Source organism: Roseateles sp. YR242, assembly GCF_900109745.1.
Taxonomy (GTDB): Bacteria; Pseudomonadota; Gammaproteobacteria; order Burkholderiales; family Burkholderiaceae_C; genus Roseateles.
In genome coordinates this window covers 1-17,053 of record NZ_FOAV01000026.1, presented here as the reverse complement: position 1 = coordinate 17,053, position 17,053 = coordinate 1, and the positions used below count along the sequence as shown (strand labels likewise).

General features: G+C 61.7%; 13 protein-coding genes, 1 tRNA gene and 1 pseudogene. 14 read left to right on the top strand and 1 reads right to left on the bottom strand.

Translation table 11 applies throughout. The features are described 5' to 3' along the window. From BMY53_RS25000 to rpoC, 10 genes and pseudogenes are all read left to right on the top strand, one after another. Positions 1-99 (top strand): annotated as a pseudogene (locus BMY53_RS25000) (elongation factor Tu); the annotation flags it as partial. Between the two features lie 17 nt (positions 100-116). After that, positions 117-192 (top strand) — tRNA-Trp (locus tag BMY53_RS24995). A 143-nt stretch (positions 193-335) separates the two neighbouring features. Further along, positions 336-719 (top strand): preprotein translocase subunit SecE, encoded by a 384-nt coding sequence (secE, locus tag BMY53_RS24990; RefSeq protein ID WP_092949856.1) that lies wholly within the window; start codon positions 336-338, stop codon positions 717-719. Positions 720-739: 20 nt separating this feature from the next. Beyond that, positions 740-1,324: a transcription termination/antitermination protein NusG gene (gene nusG, locus BMY53_RS24985; RefSeq protein ID WP_092949854.1), complete on the top strand. Its 585-nt coding sequence runs from the start codon at positions 740-742 to the stop codon at positions 1,322-1,324. A 213-nt stretch (positions 1,325-1,537) separates the two neighbouring features. Continuing rightward, complete coding sequence (gene rplK / locus BMY53_RS24980; protein ID WP_058933584.1) at positions 1,538-1,969, top strand: 50S ribosomal protein L11; 432 nt, start codon at positions 1,538-1,540, stop codon at positions 1,967-1,969. A 1-nt stretch (position 1,970) separates the two neighbouring features. Beyond that, positions 1,971-2,678 carry a 50S ribosomal protein L1 gene (rplA, locus tag BMY53_RS24975; protein WP_092949852.1) on the top strand — a complete coding sequence of 236 codons (708 nt, stop codon included), beginning with the start codon at positions 1,971-1,973 and terminating at the stop codon, positions 2,676-2,678. Between the two features lie 309 nt (positions 2,679-2,987). Next, on the top strand, positions 2,988-3,518 hold the full coding sequence (rplJ, locus tag BMY53_RS24970) for a 50S ribosomal protein L10 (RefSeq protein ID WP_092949850.1): 531 nt from the start codon (positions 2,988-2,990) through the stop codon (positions 3,516-3,518). Between the two features lie 39 nt (positions 3,519-3,557). Then, positions 3,558-3,938: a 50S ribosomal protein L7/L12 gene (gene rplL / locus BMY53_RS24965; RefSeq protein ID WP_092949848.1), complete on the top strand. Its 381-nt coding sequence runs from the start codon at positions 3,558-3,560 to the stop codon at positions 3,936-3,938. Between the two features lie 428 nt (positions 3,939-4,366). Continuing rightward, positions 4,367-8,488: a DNA-directed RNA polymerase subunit beta gene (rpoB, locus tag BMY53_RS24960; protein WP_092949846.1), complete on the top strand. Its 4,122-nt coding sequence runs from the start codon at positions 4,367-4,369 to the stop codon at positions 8,486-8,488. Between the two features lie 18 nt (positions 8,489-8,506). Continuing rightward, complete coding sequence (gene rpoC, locus BMY53_RS24955) at positions 8,507-12,724, top strand: DNA-directed RNA polymerase subunit beta' (RefSeq protein ID WP_092949844.1); 4,218 nt, start codon at positions 8,507-8,509, stop codon at positions 12,722-12,724. Positions 12,725-12,818: 94 nt separating this feature from the next. Here the strand turns inward: rpoC and BMY53_RS24950 are convergent, their stop codons facing one another. Then, positions 12,819-13,385 (bottom strand): PIN domain-containing protein, encoded by a 567-nt coding sequence (locus tag BMY53_RS24950; RefSeq protein ID WP_177201049.1) that lies wholly within the window; start codon positions 13,383-13,385, stop codon positions 12,819-12,821. Positions 13,386-13,595: 210 nt separating this feature from the next. Here BMY53_RS24950 and rpsL point away from each other — a divergent pair, with 210 nt between their 5' ends. From rpsL to BMY53_RS24930, 4 genes are all read left to right on the top strand, one after another. Then, positions 13,596-13,973: a 30S ribosomal protein S12 gene (gene rpsL, locus BMY53_RS24945; RefSeq protein ID WP_058933591.1), complete on the top strand. Its 378-nt coding sequence runs from the start codon at positions 13,596-13,598 to the stop codon at positions 13,971-13,973. Positions 13,974-14,140: 167 nt separating this feature from the next. Then, positions 14,141-14,611: a 30S ribosomal protein S7 gene (gene rpsG / locus BMY53_RS24940; protein WP_092949858.1), complete on the top strand. Its 471-nt coding sequence runs from the start codon at positions 14,141-14,143 to the stop codon at positions 14,609-14,611. Positions 14,612-14,680: 69 nt separating this feature from the next. After that, a complete protein-coding gene (gene fusA / locus BMY53_RS24935; protein WP_092949840.1) occupies positions 14,681-16,783 on the top strand; it encodes an elongation factor G in 2,103 nt (700 codons plus the stop codon). 175 nt (positions 16,784-16,958) lie between these two features. Further along, positions 16,959-17,053: GTP-binding protein (locus BMY53_RS24930; RefSeq protein WP_005434227.1), on the top strand; the 95-nt coding region annotated here is incomplete at its 3' end.

Sequence of the window (17,053 nt, the reverse complement as noted above, 5' to 3'; positions counted from 1 at the left end):
CTGATCGCTCCGATCGCCATGGAAGAAGGTCTGCGCTTCGCTATCCGTGAAGGCGGTCGTACCGTCGGTTCGGGTGTCGTGGCAACGATCATCGCGTAAGTTAGTAAGAAGGCCACAGGGGCATAGCTCAATTGGCAGAGCGTCGGTCTCCAAAACCGAAGGTTGGGGGTTCGAGACCCTCTGCCCCTGCCAGCGACAAGCGATAAGCATTAAGCGATAATCGCGCGCTGGAACAAGTGGTCAAGCCAAGCCCGCGGGAGTTCGTCTCGGCGGGCTTTGCTGCTGGTGGGTTCTGCGAACCAGCCTGGTGTCGCAGTGGTCTAGAAGTGAGTTCAATGTCCAATCCTCAAGTCGAAACAGTGACGACCGGCGCCGACAAGGCCAAGCTGGCAGGCGCTGTCGTCCTGCTCCTGGCCGCGCTGGTTGCGTTTTATGCGCTGGGCAAGCAAGGTCCTTGGGTGCAGTGGGGCGCGCTGGTTGTGCTGCTGGCTGCCGCCGTGGGTGCCTTCCTGACCTCTGAATCCGGCAAGTCGCTGATCGCCTACGGTCAGGATTCGGTCAAGGAAGTCCGCAAGGTCGTCTGGCCGACCGGCAAGGAAGCCCGCCAGATGACGCTGTATGTGTTTGCGTTTGTCGTGGTCATGGCGCTCTTCCTGTGGTTCACGGACAAGACGCTGGAGTGGGTGCTGTACGACCTGATCCTGGGTTGGAAGCGCTGAGCGCCATAGATAGGACCGAGATGAGCGAAGATCAAAACGTCGTAGCGACCGAATCGACCGCCCCCGCAGGCCTGCCCAAGCGCTGGTATGTGGTGCATGCCTATTCGGGCATGGAAAAGGCTGTCGAGCGCAATCTGCGCGAGCGCATTGATCGCGCCGGCATGCAAGACAAGTTCGGTCGCATCCTGGTGCCGACCGAAGAAGTCGTTGAACTGAAGAACGGCAAGAAGGCCGTCACCGAGCGTCGTTTCTTCCCCGGCTATGTGCTGGTGGAAATGGCCATGGAAGACGACACCTGGCATTTGGTGAAGCACACCTCCAAGGTGACGGGCTTCGTCGGTGGCGCGAAGAACCGCCCGGCTCCGATCTCGGAAGCCGAGGTGATGAAGATCGTCAACCAGATGCAAGAGGGCGTGGACAAGCCGCGGCCCAAGGTGGAATGGATCGTTGGCGAGATCGTTCGCGTCAAGGAAGGTCCGTTCACCGACTTCAACGGCAGCATCGAGGAAGTCAACTACGACAAGTCGAAGCTGCGCGTGTCGGTCACCATCTTCGGCCGTGCCACCCCGGTGGAACTGGACTTCGCGCAAGTCGAGAAGGTCTGATGCTCTGACCCTGCAGCGCCCCGAGTTCGCTCCGGGCGCTTGCATCGTTTTTGGAGCCTGACAGCGCTCCGTGGCTCCGGCCACCCAGCTGTCCGTAACCAGTCTGCAACGAGAGGCGGACAAGAGGAGCAAGGGTAGGGATTTCGGTCCGAGCCCCTTGCGTTAGCACTCAGGCGATGTGACGAGGCCGTTGCATCGCTGTCAGGAGAAAATATGGCCAAGAAGATTGTCGGCTTCATCAAGCTGCAAATCCCGGCAGGCAAGGCGAATCCTTCGCCGCCGGTCGGTCCCGCGCTGGGTCAGCGTGGTCTGAACATCATGGAATTCTGCAAGGCGTTCAACGCCCAGACGCAGAGCTATGAGCCGGGCCTCAAGCTGCCGGTCGTGATCACCGCTTTCGCGGACAAGAGCTTCACCTTCGTCATCAAGTCGCCCCCGGCGACCGTGCTGATCAAGAAGGCTGCGAAGATCGAAAAGGGTTCCCAGCGTCCCCATCTGGACAAGGTCGGCAAGCTGACCCGTGCCCAGCTGGAAGAAATCGCAAAGACCAAGCAAAAGGACCTGACGGCAGCCGATATGGATGCCGCAGTCCGCACCATCGCCGGCTCCGCCCGTTCGATGGGCATCATCGTGGAGGGTGTGTGACATGGCCAAGCTGACCAAGCGTCAACAAGCTCTGCAAGGCAAGGTTGAAACGACCAAGCTGTATCCCCTGACGGACGCGCTGAACCTGGTGAAGGAACTCGCTGCCGCCAAGTTCGACGAATCGATCGACGTCTCCGTCCAGCTGGGCGTGGATGCGAAGAAGTCGGACCAAGTGGTTCGCGGCGCCGTCGTGATGCCCAACGGCATCGGCAAGACCAAGCGCGTGGCGGTGTTCGCCCAGGGCGCCAAGGCTGAAGAAGCCAAGGCCGCTGGTGCTGACGTCGTCGGCATGGAAGACCTGGCTGAACGCGTGAAGGCTGGCGACATGCCCTTCGACGTCGTGATCGCTTCGCCCGACACCATGCGTGTCGTGGGTACCCTGGGTCAAATCCTGGGCCCCCGTGGCCTGATGCCTAACCCCAAGGTTGGCACCGTGACCCCGGACGTGGCGACTGCCGTCAAGAACGCCAAGGCGGGTCAAGTCCAGTTCCGTATTGACAAGGCCGGCATCATCCACGCCACGATCGGTCGTCGTTCGTTCGACACCGACAAGCTGGAAGGCAACCTGCGCGCGCTGGTCGAGGCCCTGAACAAGGCCAAGCCGGCAACCAGCAAGGGTGTGTACGTGCGTAAGGTGGCTGTGTCCTCCACCATGGGCGTTGGTGCCCGTGTGGATGTGGCCAGCATCAACGCATCGGCTGCTGCCTAAGCAACTCAATTGAAGCGCGACGCGAGTCTGGCGTTGCGCTGATGAATTGGTGGGCCGGGCCGGTTGAAAAACCGGCCCGGGTCATCCAAGACCGCTGGCGCGGATTCCCGCAGTAAGGGGGAAGCTGCTTAATCGAGGACTTCGGTCCCTGGCCAGCGCAGATGGCGGTCCCGCTGAACGGATCTGAACACTGGTTTGCCTTGATGGTTGACTGGATGGTTTCCTGGTCCCGACAGAAGGTCGCTGAATCCGGTGCCCGAGACCCGATGCGCAAGCGTTGAGTCAAGGGCGTAATGTGAGGAGTAGACCTTGAGTCTCAATCGCAACGAGAAGGCAGCCGTTGTGTCGGACGTGGCAGCGCAAGCTGCCAAGTCGCAGACGCTGGCGCTGGCCGAGTACCGTGGCCTCACCGTGGAAGCCCTGAACAAGCTGCGCGTCGAAGCGCGTGCCAAGGGTGTGTATCTTCACGTGCTGAAGAACACCCTGGCCCGTCGCGCCGTCGCCGGCACCTCGTTCGAGGCTGCTGCGGATGCCATGGTCGGCCCGCTGATCTACGGCTTTTCGGAAGATGCTGTCGCGGCTGCCAAAGTCATCGCTGACTTTGCCAAGACCAACGACAAGCTCGTCCTCAAGGGTGGCGCCTACGGCGGCAAGGCACTGGACGTCACGGCCCTGAAGGCCCTGGCTTCCGTTCCCAGCAAGGAAGTCCTGCTGTCGCAACTGGCTGGCCTGCTCACGTCCCCGGTGCAACGCACCGCGGCCGTGCTGGCTGCCCTGGCTCAGAAAAAGGGTGCCGGCGCCGAAGCCGAAGCCCCCGCAGAAGCTCCGGCTGCTGCCTGAACGCCCCCCAAGCAAACCATCTGTATTTAGGAAACTATCATGGCATTCGACAAAGACGCTTTCCTGTCCGCTCTGGACAGCATGACCGTTCTGGAACTGAACGATCTGGTCAAGGCAATTGAAGAGAAGTTTGGCGTGTCCGCCGCTTCGATGGCTGCTCCCGCCGCTGGCGGCGCTGCTGGCGGTGGCGCTGCTGCCGTTGAAGAGAAGACCGAGTTCAACGTCGTCCTGACGGAAGCTGGCGCCAACAAGGTGTCGGTCATCAAGGCCGTGCGTGAAATCACCGGTCTGGGCCTGAAGGAAGCCAAGGACCTGGTCGACGGCGCTCCGAAGCCCGTCAAGGAAGGCATCTCCAAGGCTGACGCCGAAGCTGCCAAGAAGAAGCTGGAAGAAGCCGGCGCCAAGGTCGAACTCAAGTAAGACCTTGGAGAATCGGCAGGCACTGCCCGCCGGTTCTTCTCGACGAGAGGGGTGGTCCGAACGGGCCTCCCCTTTCCTCGTTTAAGAGCGGTCTCGGTTCGACATCTCGAATGTCGGTCGAATGTCCCGCTTAGTAGGGTTGTTGTCAGGGTTTTGCTCTTGACAAGAGCACCTGAAAGCATCGTCCATGTATCATGTGCGGTTCTTTCAAGTGTTCTCTGATCCGACTGCAGAGAACGGTTTGGTCGGGCCGCGGTAGGGCCGGGGATGATGTTGGGGGTGCAACGCCTTCAGTCATGTCCGGCTACCGGGGTTGTCCGCCAGCGGTTGGTAGTGGCCAACCACCAAGCTTCGGGTGCAATGCCCGAACAGCCAGTCGCCGACGCGGTGCGCACCACGGCCAGGGGCGCACTCGACACGGAGTGTTTATGGCGCAAGCAACCCCCTACAGCTACACCGAGCGCAAGCGCATTCGCAAGAGCTTCGGCAAGCGCGTGAGCGTGCTCAACGTTCCTTACTTGCTGACGATGCAGAAGGACTCGTACGTCGCGTTCCTGCAGAAAGACGTAGCTCCGCTCAAGCGTAAACCCGAAGGCCTGCAAGCGGCCTTCTTGTCCACGTTCCCGATCAATTCGCATAACGGGTTCGTGGAAATGAAATTCCTCGAATTCAACATTGCCAAGCCGCCGTTCGACGTTCGCGAATGTCAACAGCGTGGCTTGACCTTTGCAGCGGCCGTGCGTGCCAAGCTGCAGATGATCATCTACGACCGGGAAAGTCCCCAGCCGAAGACGGTCAAGGAGATCAAGGAACAAGAGGTCTACATGGGCGAAGTGCCCCTGATGACCGACTATGGTTCTTTCATCATCAACGGCACCGAGCGGGTCATCGTCTCGCAGCTGCACCGTTCGCCCGGCGTGTTCTTCGAACACGACAAGGGCAAGACGCACTCGTCCGGCAAGCTGCTGTTCTCTGCGCGCATCATTCCCTACCGCGGCTCCTGGCTGGACTTCGAGTTCGACCCGAAGGACATCCTGTACTTCCGCGTTGACCGCCGTCGCAAGATGCCGGTCACGATCCTGCTCAAGGCCATCGGCCTGAATCCCGAGCAGATCCTGGCCCACTTCTTTGTCTTCGACAACTTCCGCCTGATGGACTCGGGCGCCCAGATGGAGTTCGTGGCCGAACGCCTGAAGGGTGAAGTCGCCCGCTTTGACATCACCGACAAGAGCGGCAATGTCATCGTCGAGAAGGACAAGCGCATCACCGCCCGCCATGTGCGTCAGCTGGAGCAATCCGCCACGCCGCACGTGACCGTGCCCGAAGACTTCCTGCTTGGCCGCCTGCTGGCCAAGAACATGGTGGATCCGGACACTGGCGAGATCATCGCCAAGGCCAATGATGAGCTGACCGACTCGCTGCTGAAGAAGCTGCGCGGCGCCGGCATCAAGGACATCCAGTGCCTGTTCACGAACGAGCTGGATGAAGGCGCCTACATCAGCCAAACCCTGGCGTCGGATGAAACCGCCGACCAGCTGGCTGCCCGCGTCGCCATCTACCGCATGATGCGCCCTGGCGAGCCGCCGACGGAAGACGCCGTCGAGGCCCTGTTCAACCGCCTGTTCTATAGCGAAGACACGTACGACCTGTCCCGCGTCGGCCGGATGAAGTTCAACGCCCGCGTGGGCCGCGACATCTCCGAAGGCGCGATGACGCTGTCCAACGAGGACATCCTTGACGTCGTCAAGATCCTGGTTGAGCTGCGCAACGGCCGTGGCGAAGTGGACGACATCGATCACCTGGGCAATCGCCGCGTGCGTTGCGTGGGCGAACTGGCCGAAAACCAGTACCGCTCCGGCCTGGCACGTATCGAGAAGGCTGTGAAGGAACGTCTGGGCCAGGCTGAGACCGAAGCCCTGATGCCGCACGACCTGATCAACTCCAAGCCGATTTCCGCGGCGCTGAAGGAGTTCTTCGGTGCGTCGCAGCTGTCGCAGTTCATGGACCAGACCAACCCCCTGTCCGAGATCACGCACAAGCGTCGTGTCTCGGCCCTGGGCCCGGGCGGTCTGACCCGTGAGCGTGCCGGCTTCGAAGTCCGGGACGTGCACCCCACCCACTATGGCCGCGTCTGCCCGATCGAAACGCCGGAAGGCCCGAACATCGGTCTGATCAACTCGCTGGCCCTGTACGCGCAGCTGAACGAATACGGCTTCCTGGAAACGCCGTATCGCCGCGTGGTGGACTCCAAGGTCACCAACCAGATCGACTACCTGTCCGCCATCGAGGAAGGCAAGTACGTCATCGCCCAGGCCAATGCCTCGCTGAACGAGGGTGGCCAGCTGATCGACGAACTGGTCTCGGCTCGTGAAAACGGCGAATCGGTGCTGACCTCTCCTGAACGCATCCAGTACATGGACGTGGCGCCGACGCAGATCGTGTCGGTGGCCGCCTCCCTGGTGCCGTTCCTGGAGCACGACGATGCGAACCGCGCACTGATGGGCGCGAACATGCAGCGTCAGGCCGTGCCGACCCTGCGCCCCGAAAAGGCGTTTGTGGGTACCGGCGTGGAACGCGTGGCCGCGAAGGACTCGGGCACCGTGGTGGCGTCCCGCCGTGGTGGCGTGGTCGACTATGTGGACACGAACCGTATCGTGATCCGCGTGAACGACAACGAGACCGTGGCCGGTGAAGTGGGTGTGGATATCTACAACCTGATCAAGTATCAGCGTAGCAACCAGAACACCAACATCCACCAGCGCCCCATCGTCAAGCGTGGTGACCGCGTCGAAGCGGAGGACATCATTGCCGACGGCGCCTCGACCGACCTGGGTGAACTGGCCCTGGGCCAGAACATGCTGGTCGCGTTCATGCCGTGGAACGGCTACAACTTCGAAGACTCGATCCTGATCTCCGAACGCGTGGTGGCCGAAGACCGCTACACCTCGATCCACATCGAGGAACTGGTGGTCAAGGCGCGTGACACGAAGCTGGGCAGCGAAGAAATCACCCGCGACATCCCGAACCTGAGCGAACAGCAACTGGCTCGTCTGGACGAATCCGGCATCGTGTACATCGGTGCGGAAGTGAACCCGGGCGACGTGCTGGTGGGCAAGGTCACGCCCAAGGGCGAGACCACCCTGACGCCGGAAGAAAAGCTGCTGCGCGCCATCTTCGGCGAGAAGGCGTCCGACGTGAAGGACACCTCGCTGCGTGTGGACCAAGGCACCAGCGGTACCGTCATCGACGTGCAGGTCTTCACCCGTGAAGGCATCCAGCGTGACAAGCGCGCCCAGCAGATCATCGACGATGAACTGAAGCGCTTCCGCCTGGACCTGAACGACCAGCTCCGCATCGTCGAGGCCGACGCCTTCGACCGTATCGAGAAGCTGCTCAACGGCAAGATCGCCAACGGTGGTCCGAAGAAGATCACCAAGGGCACGGTCATCTCGAAGGAGTATCTGGCCGAGGTCGAGAAGTTCCACTGGTTCGACATTCGTCCCGCCGAGGACGACATCGCCAACCAGCTGGAATCCATCAAGAACTCGCTGGAGCAGACCCGTCACAGCTTCGATCTGGCCTTCGAAGAGAAGCGCAAGAAGCTGACGCAGGGCGATGAGCTCGACGCCGGCGTGCTGAAGATGGTCAAGGTGTACCTGGCCGTCAAGCGTCGCCTGCAGCCTGGCGACAAGATGGCCGGCCGTCACGGCAACAAGGGCGTTGTGTCCAAGATCACCCCGATCGAAGACATGCCCTACATGGCCGACGGCACGCCTGCCGACATCGTGCTGAACCCGCTGGGCGTTCCTTCCCGGATGAACGTCGGCCAGGTGCTGGAAGTGCACTTGGGCTGGGCGGGCAAGGGCATTGGCCAGCGCATCGGCGACATGCTGCAACGTGAAGCCCGCGTGGCCGAGCTGCGCAGCTTCATGGATGAGCTGTTCAACCAGAACGGCGGCAAGCTGGAGAAGCTCGACGAGCTGACCGACGCTGAAGTCATCGACATGGCGCACAACCTGTCCAAGGGTGTGACCTTCGCCACGCCGGTGTTCGACGGTGCCAAGGAAAGCGAAATCCGCGCCATGCTGCAGCTCGCCTATCCGGAAGAGATCGCGGCGAAGAAGGGCCTCACGCCCACCCGTACGCAGGCCTTCCTGTATGACGGCCGCACCGGCGAGCAGTTCGAGCGTCCGACGACCATCGGCTACATGCACGTGCTGAAGCTGCACCACTTGGTGGACGACAAGATGCACGCCCGCTCTACCGGCCCGTACTCGCTCGTTACCCAGCAGCCGCTGGGCGGCAAGGCGCAGTTCGGCGGCCAGCGTTTCGGGGAAATGGAAGTGTGGGCGCTGGAAGCCTACGGTGCTTCCTACATCCTGCAGGAAATGCTGACCGTGAAGTCCGATGACGTGAATGGCCGTACCAAGGTGTATGAGTCCATCGTCAAGGGCGAGCACTCGATCGAAGCGGGCATGCCCGAGTCGTTCAACGTGCTGGTGAAGGAAATCCGTTCGCTCGGTATCGACATCGAACTCGAGCGCAACTAAAGGGAACAGGAGAGACACATGAAGGGTTTACTGGACCTGTTCAAGCAATTCACGCCGGACGAGCACTTCGACGCGATCAAGATCGGGCTGGCCTCGCCCGAAAAGATCCGCTCGTGGTCTTTCGGTGAAGTGAAGAAGCCCGAGACCATCAACTACCGGACCTTCAAGCCGGAGCGTGATGGCCTGTTCTGCGCCAAGATCTTCGGCCCGATCAAGGACTACGAGTGCCTGTGCGGCAAGTACAAGCGCCTCAAGCACCGTGGCGTGATCTGCGAGAAGTGCGGCGTTGAAGTCACCCAGACCAAGGTGCGTCGTGAGCGCATGGGTCACATCGACCTGGCCGCGCCTTGCGCCCACATCTGGTTCCTGAAGTCCCTGCCGTCCCGTCTGGGCCTGGTGCTGGACATGACGCTGCGCGACATCGAGCGCGTGCTGTACTTCGAAGCCTACGTGGTGGTGGACCCGGGCATGACCCCGCTGAAGAAGTTCAGCATCATGTCCGAGGACGATTACGACGCGAAGCGCATCGAGTTCGGTGACGAGTTCATCGCGCTGATGGGTGCCGAAGGCATCAAGAAGCTGCTCGAGGAGATGGATCTCGACGTCGAGATCGATCGCCTGCGCAACGACATGACCGGCTCCGAGCTGAAGGTCAAGAAGAACTCCAAGCGCCTCAAGGTCATGGAGGCCTTCAAGCGTTCGGGCATCAAGCCGAACTGGATGGTGCTGGAAGTGCTGCCGGTGCTGCCGCCGGACCTGCGTCCGCTGGTGCCGCTGGACGGCGGCCGCTTTGCGACCTCCGACCTGAACGACCTCTATCGTCGCGTCATCAACCGCAACAACCGCCTGGCCCGTCTGCTCGAGTTGAAGGCCCCTGAGATCATCGTGCGCAACGAAAAGCGCATGCTGCAGGAAGCCGTGGACTCGCTGCTGGACAACGGCCGTCGCGGCAAGGCGATGACCGGTGCCAACAAGCGTGCCCTCAAGTCGCTGGCCGACATGATCAAGGGCAAGAGCGGTCGTTTCCGTCAGAACTTGCTGGGCAAGCGCGTCGACTATTCCGGCCGTTCCGTCATTACCGTGGGCCCGACGCTCAAGCTGCATCAGTGCGGCCTGCCCAAGCTGATGGCGCTGGAGCTGTTCAAGCCTTTCATCTTCTCGCGCCTGGAGGCGATGGGGATCGCCACCACCATCAAGGCGGCGAAGAAGGAAGTCGAATCCGGCACGCCGGTGGTCTGGGACATCCTTGAAGAAGTCATCAAGGAACACCCGGTCCTGCTGAACCGCGCCCCGACGCTGCACCGCCTGGGCATCCAGGCGTTCGAACCGGTGTTGATCGAAGGCAAGGCCATCCAGCTGCACCCGCTGGTCTGCGCCGCCTTCAACGCCGACTTCGACGGTGACCAGATGGCCGTTCACGTGCCGCTGTCCATCGAAGCGCAGATGGAAGCCCGCGTGCTGATGCTGGCCTCCAACAACGTGCTGTTCCCGGCCTCCGGCGAACCGTCCATCGTCCCGTCGCAAGACGTGGTGCTGGGCCTGTACTACGCGACTCGTGAGCGTACGAACGGCCGTGGCGAAGGCATGGTGTTCTCGGACATCGCCGAAGTCATCCGCGCGCTGGAAACCGGCGCCGTGGAAGTGACCGCCAAGATCAGCGTGCGTCTGGTCGAGTACACCAAGGACAAGGATTCCGACGAGTGGGTCCCCGAGACCAAGCTCGTCGAAACGACGGTCGGCCGCGCGCTGCTGTCCGAAATCCTGCCCAAGGGCCTGCCCTTCAGCAACATCAACAAGGCGCTGAAGAAGAAGGAAATCTCGCGCCTGATCAACACCTCCTTCCGCAAGTGCGGCCTGAAGGAAACCGTGGTGCTGGCAGACAAGCTGCTGCAGTCCGGTTTCAAGCTCGCCACGCGTGCCGGCATCTCGATCGCCATCGACGACATGCTGGTGCCCAAGCAGAAGGTGGACCTGATCGATCGCGCCGAGAAGGAAGTCAAGGAGATCGAGCAGCAGTACGTCTCGGGTCTCGTGACCGCCGGTGAACGCTACAACAAGGTGGTGGACATCTGGGGCAAGACCGGTGACGAAGTCGGCAAGGTGATGATGTCGCAGCTGTCCAAGGAAAAGATCCTGGACCGCCACGGCAAGGAAGTGGAGCAGGAGTCCTTCAACTCCATCTACATGATGGCCGACTCCGGTGCTCGCGGTAGCGCGGCCCAGATTCGCCAGCTGGCCGGTATGCGGGGCCTGATGGCCAAGCCTGACGGCTCCATCATCGAGACGCCGATTACCGCGAACTTCCGCGAAGGTCTGAACGTTCTGCAGTACTTCATCTCCACCCACGGTGCTCGTAAGGGCCTGGCGGATACGGCGCTGAAGACCGCGAACTCCGGCTACCTGACGCGTCGTCTGGTGGACGTGACGCAGGACTTGGTCGTGACCGAGACCGATTGCGGCACGGACAACGGCATCAACATGCGCGCCCTGGTGGAAGGCGGTGAGGTGATCGAGTCCCTGCGTGACCGCATCCTGGGTCGTGTGGCGGCCATCGACGTGCTGCACCCGGAAACCCAGGCGCTGCTATTGACGGCTGGCAACATGCTGGACGAAGACACTCTGGACGTGCTGGAACAAGCCGGCGTGGACGAGGTGAAGGTTCGCACCCCGCTGACCTGCGGTACCCGTTTCGGTCTGTGCGCCAAGTGCTATGGCCGCGATCTGGGCCGTGGTGGCATGGTGAACACGGGTGAGGCCGTGGGCGTGATCGCTGCACAGTCCATCGGTGAACCGGGCACGCAGCTGACGATGCGTACCTTCCACATCGGTGGTGCCGCTTCGCGTGCTGCCGTGGCCTCCAGCGTGGAAGCCAAGTCGGACGGCATCATCGGCTTCAACGCCACGATGCGCTACGTGACGAACGGCAAGGGCGAGTTGGTGGTGATTTCCCGTTCCGGCGAAATCGTCATCTCCGACCCGCACGGCCGTGAGCGCGAGCGTCACAAGGTGCCGTACGGTGCGCTGCTCAACATCAAGGCTGACCAGACCATCAAGGCTGGCACCATCCTGGCCAACTGGGACCCGCTGACCCGCCCGATCATCACGGAATTCGCCGGTCAGGCGAAGTTCGAGAACGTCGAGGAAGGCGTGACCGTGGCCAAGCAGGTCGACGAAGTGACGGGTCTGTCCACCCTGGTGGTGATCGATCCGAAGCGTCGTGGCGCAGCCAAGGTGGTGCGTCCGCAGGTCAAGCTGCTGGATGCGCAGGGCAACGAGGTCAAGATCCCCGGCACCGATCACTCGGTGACGATCGGCTTCCAGGTCGGTTCGCTGGTCCAGATCCGCGACGGTCAGGATCTGGCGCCCGGCGAAGTGCTGGCCCGTATCCCGGTCGAAGGTCAGAAGACCCGGGACATTACCGGGGGTCTGCCTCGCGTGGCCGAGCTCTTCGAAGCCCGTTCGCCGAAGGACGCCGGTGTCCTGGCCGAGCAGACCGGTACGGTCTCGTTCGGTAAGGAGACCAAGGGCAAGGTTCGCCTGGAGATCACGGATCCGGAAGGCCGCAAGCACGAAGTGCTGGTGCCCAAGGAAAAGAACATCCTGGTGCACGAAGGCCAGGTGGTCAACCGCGGCGAACTGATCGTGGACGGCCCGGCGGATCCGCAGGACATCCTGCGCCTGCTGGGTATCGAAGAACTGGCGCGTTACATCGTTGACGAAGTCCAGGACGTCTACCGTCTGCAAGGCGTGAAGATCAACGACAAGCACATCGAGGTGATCGTTCGCCAGATGCTGCGTCGTGTGCAGATCGCCAACCCGGGTGACTCCGCCTACATCGTGGGCGAACAGGTCGAGCGTTCGGAGCTGCTGGACACCAACGACCGCCTGCGCGGCGAGGGCAAGATCATTGCCACGCACGCCGACGTGTTGCTGGGTATCACCAAGGCATCGCTGTCCACCGACTCGTTCATCTCGGCGGCTTCCTTCCAGGAAACCACCCGCGTGCTGACCGAAGCGGCCATCATGGGCAAGCGCGACGAGCTGCGTGGCCTGAAGGAAAACGTGATCGTGGGTCGTCTGATCCCGGCCGGTACCGGTATGGCTTTCCACCAGGCGCGTCGCGTCAAGGAAGAGATGGACGACGCCGAGCGCCGTTCCATCGCCATGCAGGAAGCCGAGGAAATGGCAGCGGTTCAGCTGTCTGCCCTCGACGCCGACGACACGCCGAGCGCTTGAGCTGCTGACTGATACCGGCGGTGTGAACCGCCGGTCAGCCACAAGAGGCTGCTGTCCCGAAAGGGCGGCAGCTTTTTTTATGGACGGCTGGAATTCAGGCGGTGGGCGAGGCTGGGGCCTGCAGCTTGATCCAGGCCTCGGGCGACAGGATCTCCAGGCCGAGCTTCCTGGCTCGCTTGGCCACCTTGAGGACCGCCCGGTCGCGGGAGATCAGCCAGGTGGGCTGGCGAGCCGCGCAGGCCAGGGCCAGATCGATGAACTTCTGGTCGTCCGGGTCACTGCAACGGGGCCGTGCCATGCCCAGCTCCGGCGCCGCCACCAGATGGCAATGCCGTGCAAATGCCTCATCAATACGCCCCAGGTCGGGGGCGTAACGGGCGGCCACGCCGCGGCCCAGGACATGCAGCATCTCCGCCTTCATGGCCTCCGTGGCCGTCCAAAGTAAGTGCCGGCTCTCCACCGATGCAATCAGTGGTGCGATTCGGGGTTCGGCAAAGACCAGCCAGTCCATCACGATCTGGGTGTCCAGGATGACCAGCGGGACCGGCGCAGCCAGAGGCGCCGTGTCTGGGGCCCTATCCGGAGTGTTATCCGGGCTGTTATCCGGGCTGTTATCCGGGTTGATGTCCGGTGCGATGGAGGGGAAGTCAGTGTCGATCATGGGGGCTGTGAGCATAGCGCCTTGTGTGATCTCGACGAACTGGCCTACAATCGCCGGCTCTTCAGCGTGTATAGATGCGCCTGAGTGCGCCCGCCCTCAATCCTTCAGGTCAGCCCTTGAGCTCAAGCCTTAAGGTGAGGTCGGTGCTGCGCTTTTGTCGCTTGTGAATCTCACGCTGAAGCTGTGACTTCAAACGGGAACAAGTTACTTATGCCAACCATCAATCAGCTCGTGCGCCACGGTCGTGAGACCGAGGTGACGAAATCCAAGTCGCCGGCTATGCAGTCGTGCCCGCAGCGCCGCGGCGTCTGCACCCGCGTGTACACCACCACCCCGAAGAAGCCGAACTCGGCGCTTCGTAAGGTGGCCAAGGTGCGCCTGACCAACGGTTTCGAGGTCATCTCGTACATCGGCGGTGAAGGCCACAACCTGCAGGAACACAGCGTCGTGCTCGTGCGCGGCGGTCGTGTCAAGGACTTGCCGGGTGTGCGTTACCACATCGTCCGCGGTTCTCTGGACCTGCAGGGCGTGAAGGATCGCAAGCAGTCGCGTTCCAAGTACGGCGCGAAGCGTCCGAAGAAGGCCTAATCAGCCAGAGTTTTTGGCTGCCGAGGTCCCAGGACAACGGTCACCAAATTGTTTGCGGTTGAGGTGCATGTGCACCGATCACCGAGTAAGTGGGTCCCCCCTCAAGAAGATGGTGGAGATCCGCGGCAGGCGAAAGCCAGCCAACTGAAGCATTGAAGGAAGAAGTCATGCCACGTCGTCGCGAAGTACCCAAGCGCGAAATCCTGCCGGATCCGAAGTTCGGTAGCGTTGATCTGTCCAAGTTCATGAACGTCATCATGGAATCGGGCAAGAAGGCCGTTGCAGAGCGCATCATTTACGGCGCCCTGGAGCAAGTCGAGAACAAGTCCGGCAAGGACCCGCTCGAAGTCTTCATGATCGCGATCAACAACGTGAAGCCCATGGTCGAAGTGAAGTCCCGTCGTGTCGGCGGCGCGAACTACCAAGTTCCCGTGGAAGTTCGCCCCGTCCGCCGTCTGGCTCTGGCCATGCGCTGGCTCAAGGAATCGGCCCGCAAGCGCGGTGAGAAGTCGATGGCCCAACGTCTGGCCAACGAACTGCTGGAGGCCTCTGAAGGCCGCGGTGGCGCGATGAAGAAGCGCGACGAAGTGCACCGCATGGCAGACGCCAACAAGGCGTTCTCGCACTTCCGTTTCTAAACAAGACCTTCCTGGCCGCCTCGGGTTTTTACCAACCCGCTGGCGGCTCCATGCATTTGGAGTGACACCATGTCCCGCAAGACCCCCATCGAGCGCTACCGCAATATCGGTATCTCCGCGCACATCGATGCTGGCAAGACCACAACGACCGAGCGCATCCTGTTCTACACGGGTGTGAACCACAAGATCGGTGAGGTGCACGACGGCGCCGCCACGATGGACTGGATGGAACAGGAGCAAGAGCGCGGCATCACGATCACGTCGGCCGCGACGACCTGCTTCTGGAAGGGCATGGACATGTCCTACCCCGAGCATCGCTTCAACATCATCGACACCCCCGGACACGTGGACTTCACCATTGAGGTGGAGCGTTCCATGCGCGTCCTGGACGGCGCCTGCATGGTGTACTGCGCCGTGGGTGGCGTGCAGCCCCAGTCGGAAACCGTCTGGCGCCAGGCCAACAAGTACAAGGTGCCCCGCCTCGCGTTCGTCAACAAGATGGACCGTACCGGCGCGAACTTCTTCAAGGTCGTTGACCAGATGAAGACCCGCCTGAAGGCCAACCCTGTGCCCGTGGTGATCCCCATCGGCGCGGAAGAAAACTTCAAGGGCGTGGTGGACCTCTTCAAGATGAAGGCCATCATCTGGGACGAAGCCTCCCAGGGCATGAAGTTCAGCTTCGAAGACATCCCCGCTGACCTGGTGGAAGTGGCGCAGGAATGGCGTGAGAAGATGGTCGAGGCTGCTGCCGAGGCCACCGAAGAGCTGATGAACAAGTACCTCGAGACAGGCGACCTGACCGAGGAAGAGATCAAGCTCGCGATCCGCAAGCGGACCATCGCGACCGAGATCCAGCCGATGCTGTGCGGTACTGCGTTCAAGAACAAGGGCGTGCAGCGCATGCTGGACGCCGTCATCGACTTCCTGCCGTCGCCGCTGGACATCCCGCCGGTGTCGGGCACGGACGAAGATGATCAGCCGATCACCCGTCAACGTACTGACGAAGAGAAGTTCTCGGCGCTGGCCTTCAAGCTGATGACCGACCCGTATGTCGGCCAGCTGACCTTCGTGCGGGTCTATTCGGGCGTGCTGCAGTCGGGCGCGACCGTCTACAACCCGGTCCGTGGCAAGAAGGAACGTATCGGCCGGATCCTGCAGATGCACGCCAACCAGCGTGAAGAAATCAAGGAAATTCTGGCGGGCGACATCGCTGCCTGCGTGGGCCTGAAGGACGTCACCACGGGCGAAACCCTGTGCGACCCCGACAGCATCATCACGCTGGAACGCATGGTCTTCCCGGAGCCTGTGATTTCGCAGGCTGTGGAACCCAAGACCAAGGCTGACCAGGAAAAGATGGGCCTGGCGCTGGGCCGTCTGGCTGCTGAAGATCCTTCCTTCCGTCTGCGTACCGACGAAGAATCTGGCCAGACCATCATTTCCGGCATGGGCGAGCTCCACCTGGAAATCATCGTGGACCGCATGAAGCGCGAGTTCGGCGTTGAAGCCAATGTGGGCAAGCCGCAAGTGGCCTACCGCGAAACCATCCGCAAGTCGGTCACCGACGTGGAAGGCAAGTTCGTGCGTCAGTCCGGCGGCAAGGGCCAATACGGTCACGTCGTGCTGTCGCTGGATCCGCAGGAACCCGGCAAGGGCTTCGAGTTCGTGGACGCCACCAAGGGTGGTGTGGTGCCGCGCGAGTACATCCCCGCGGTGGAAAAGGGCGTCATCGACACCCTGCCGAACGGCGTGCTGGCCGGCTACCCGGTCGTGGACGTGAAGGTCACGCTGACCTTCGGTTCCTACCACGATGTGGACTCGAACGAAAACGCCTTCAAGATGGCCGCTTCGATGGGCTTCAAGGAAGCCTGCCGCCGCGCCAATCCGGTGATCCTCGAGCCGATGATGGCAGTGGAAGTGGAAACGCCGGAAGACTATGCTGGTACCGTGATGGGCGATCTGTCCTCGCGTCGTGGCCTGGTGCAGGGCATGGACGACATGGTCGGTGGTGGCAAGGTCATCAAGGCGGAGGTTCCTCTGTCCGAAATGTTCGGCTACTCGACCTCGCTGCGTTCCGCCACGCAAGGTCGCGCCACGTACACGATGGAGTTCAAGCACTATTCGGAAGCTCCGAAGAACGTTGCTGACGCCATCGTGACCGCCCGCGCCAAGTAAGGCGCATCCCCCACCGGCTCCGCTTGAGGAGCCGGCCCGAAGGGCTTTGGTGGGGGCGTGTGTTTTCAGAATCGTCTTCGTAGTGCTTGGCCTGGTTGCCAGCCGCCAGGGGAAACAGGCACTACGGAAACGCTAAACCAACAGACTGGATTGATGCTCTTTTTGGAGAATTGAAATGGCAAAAGGCAAGTTTGAACGTACCAAGCCGCACGTGAACGTGGGCACGATTGGTCACGTTGACCACGGCAAGACGACGCTGACGGCTGCAAT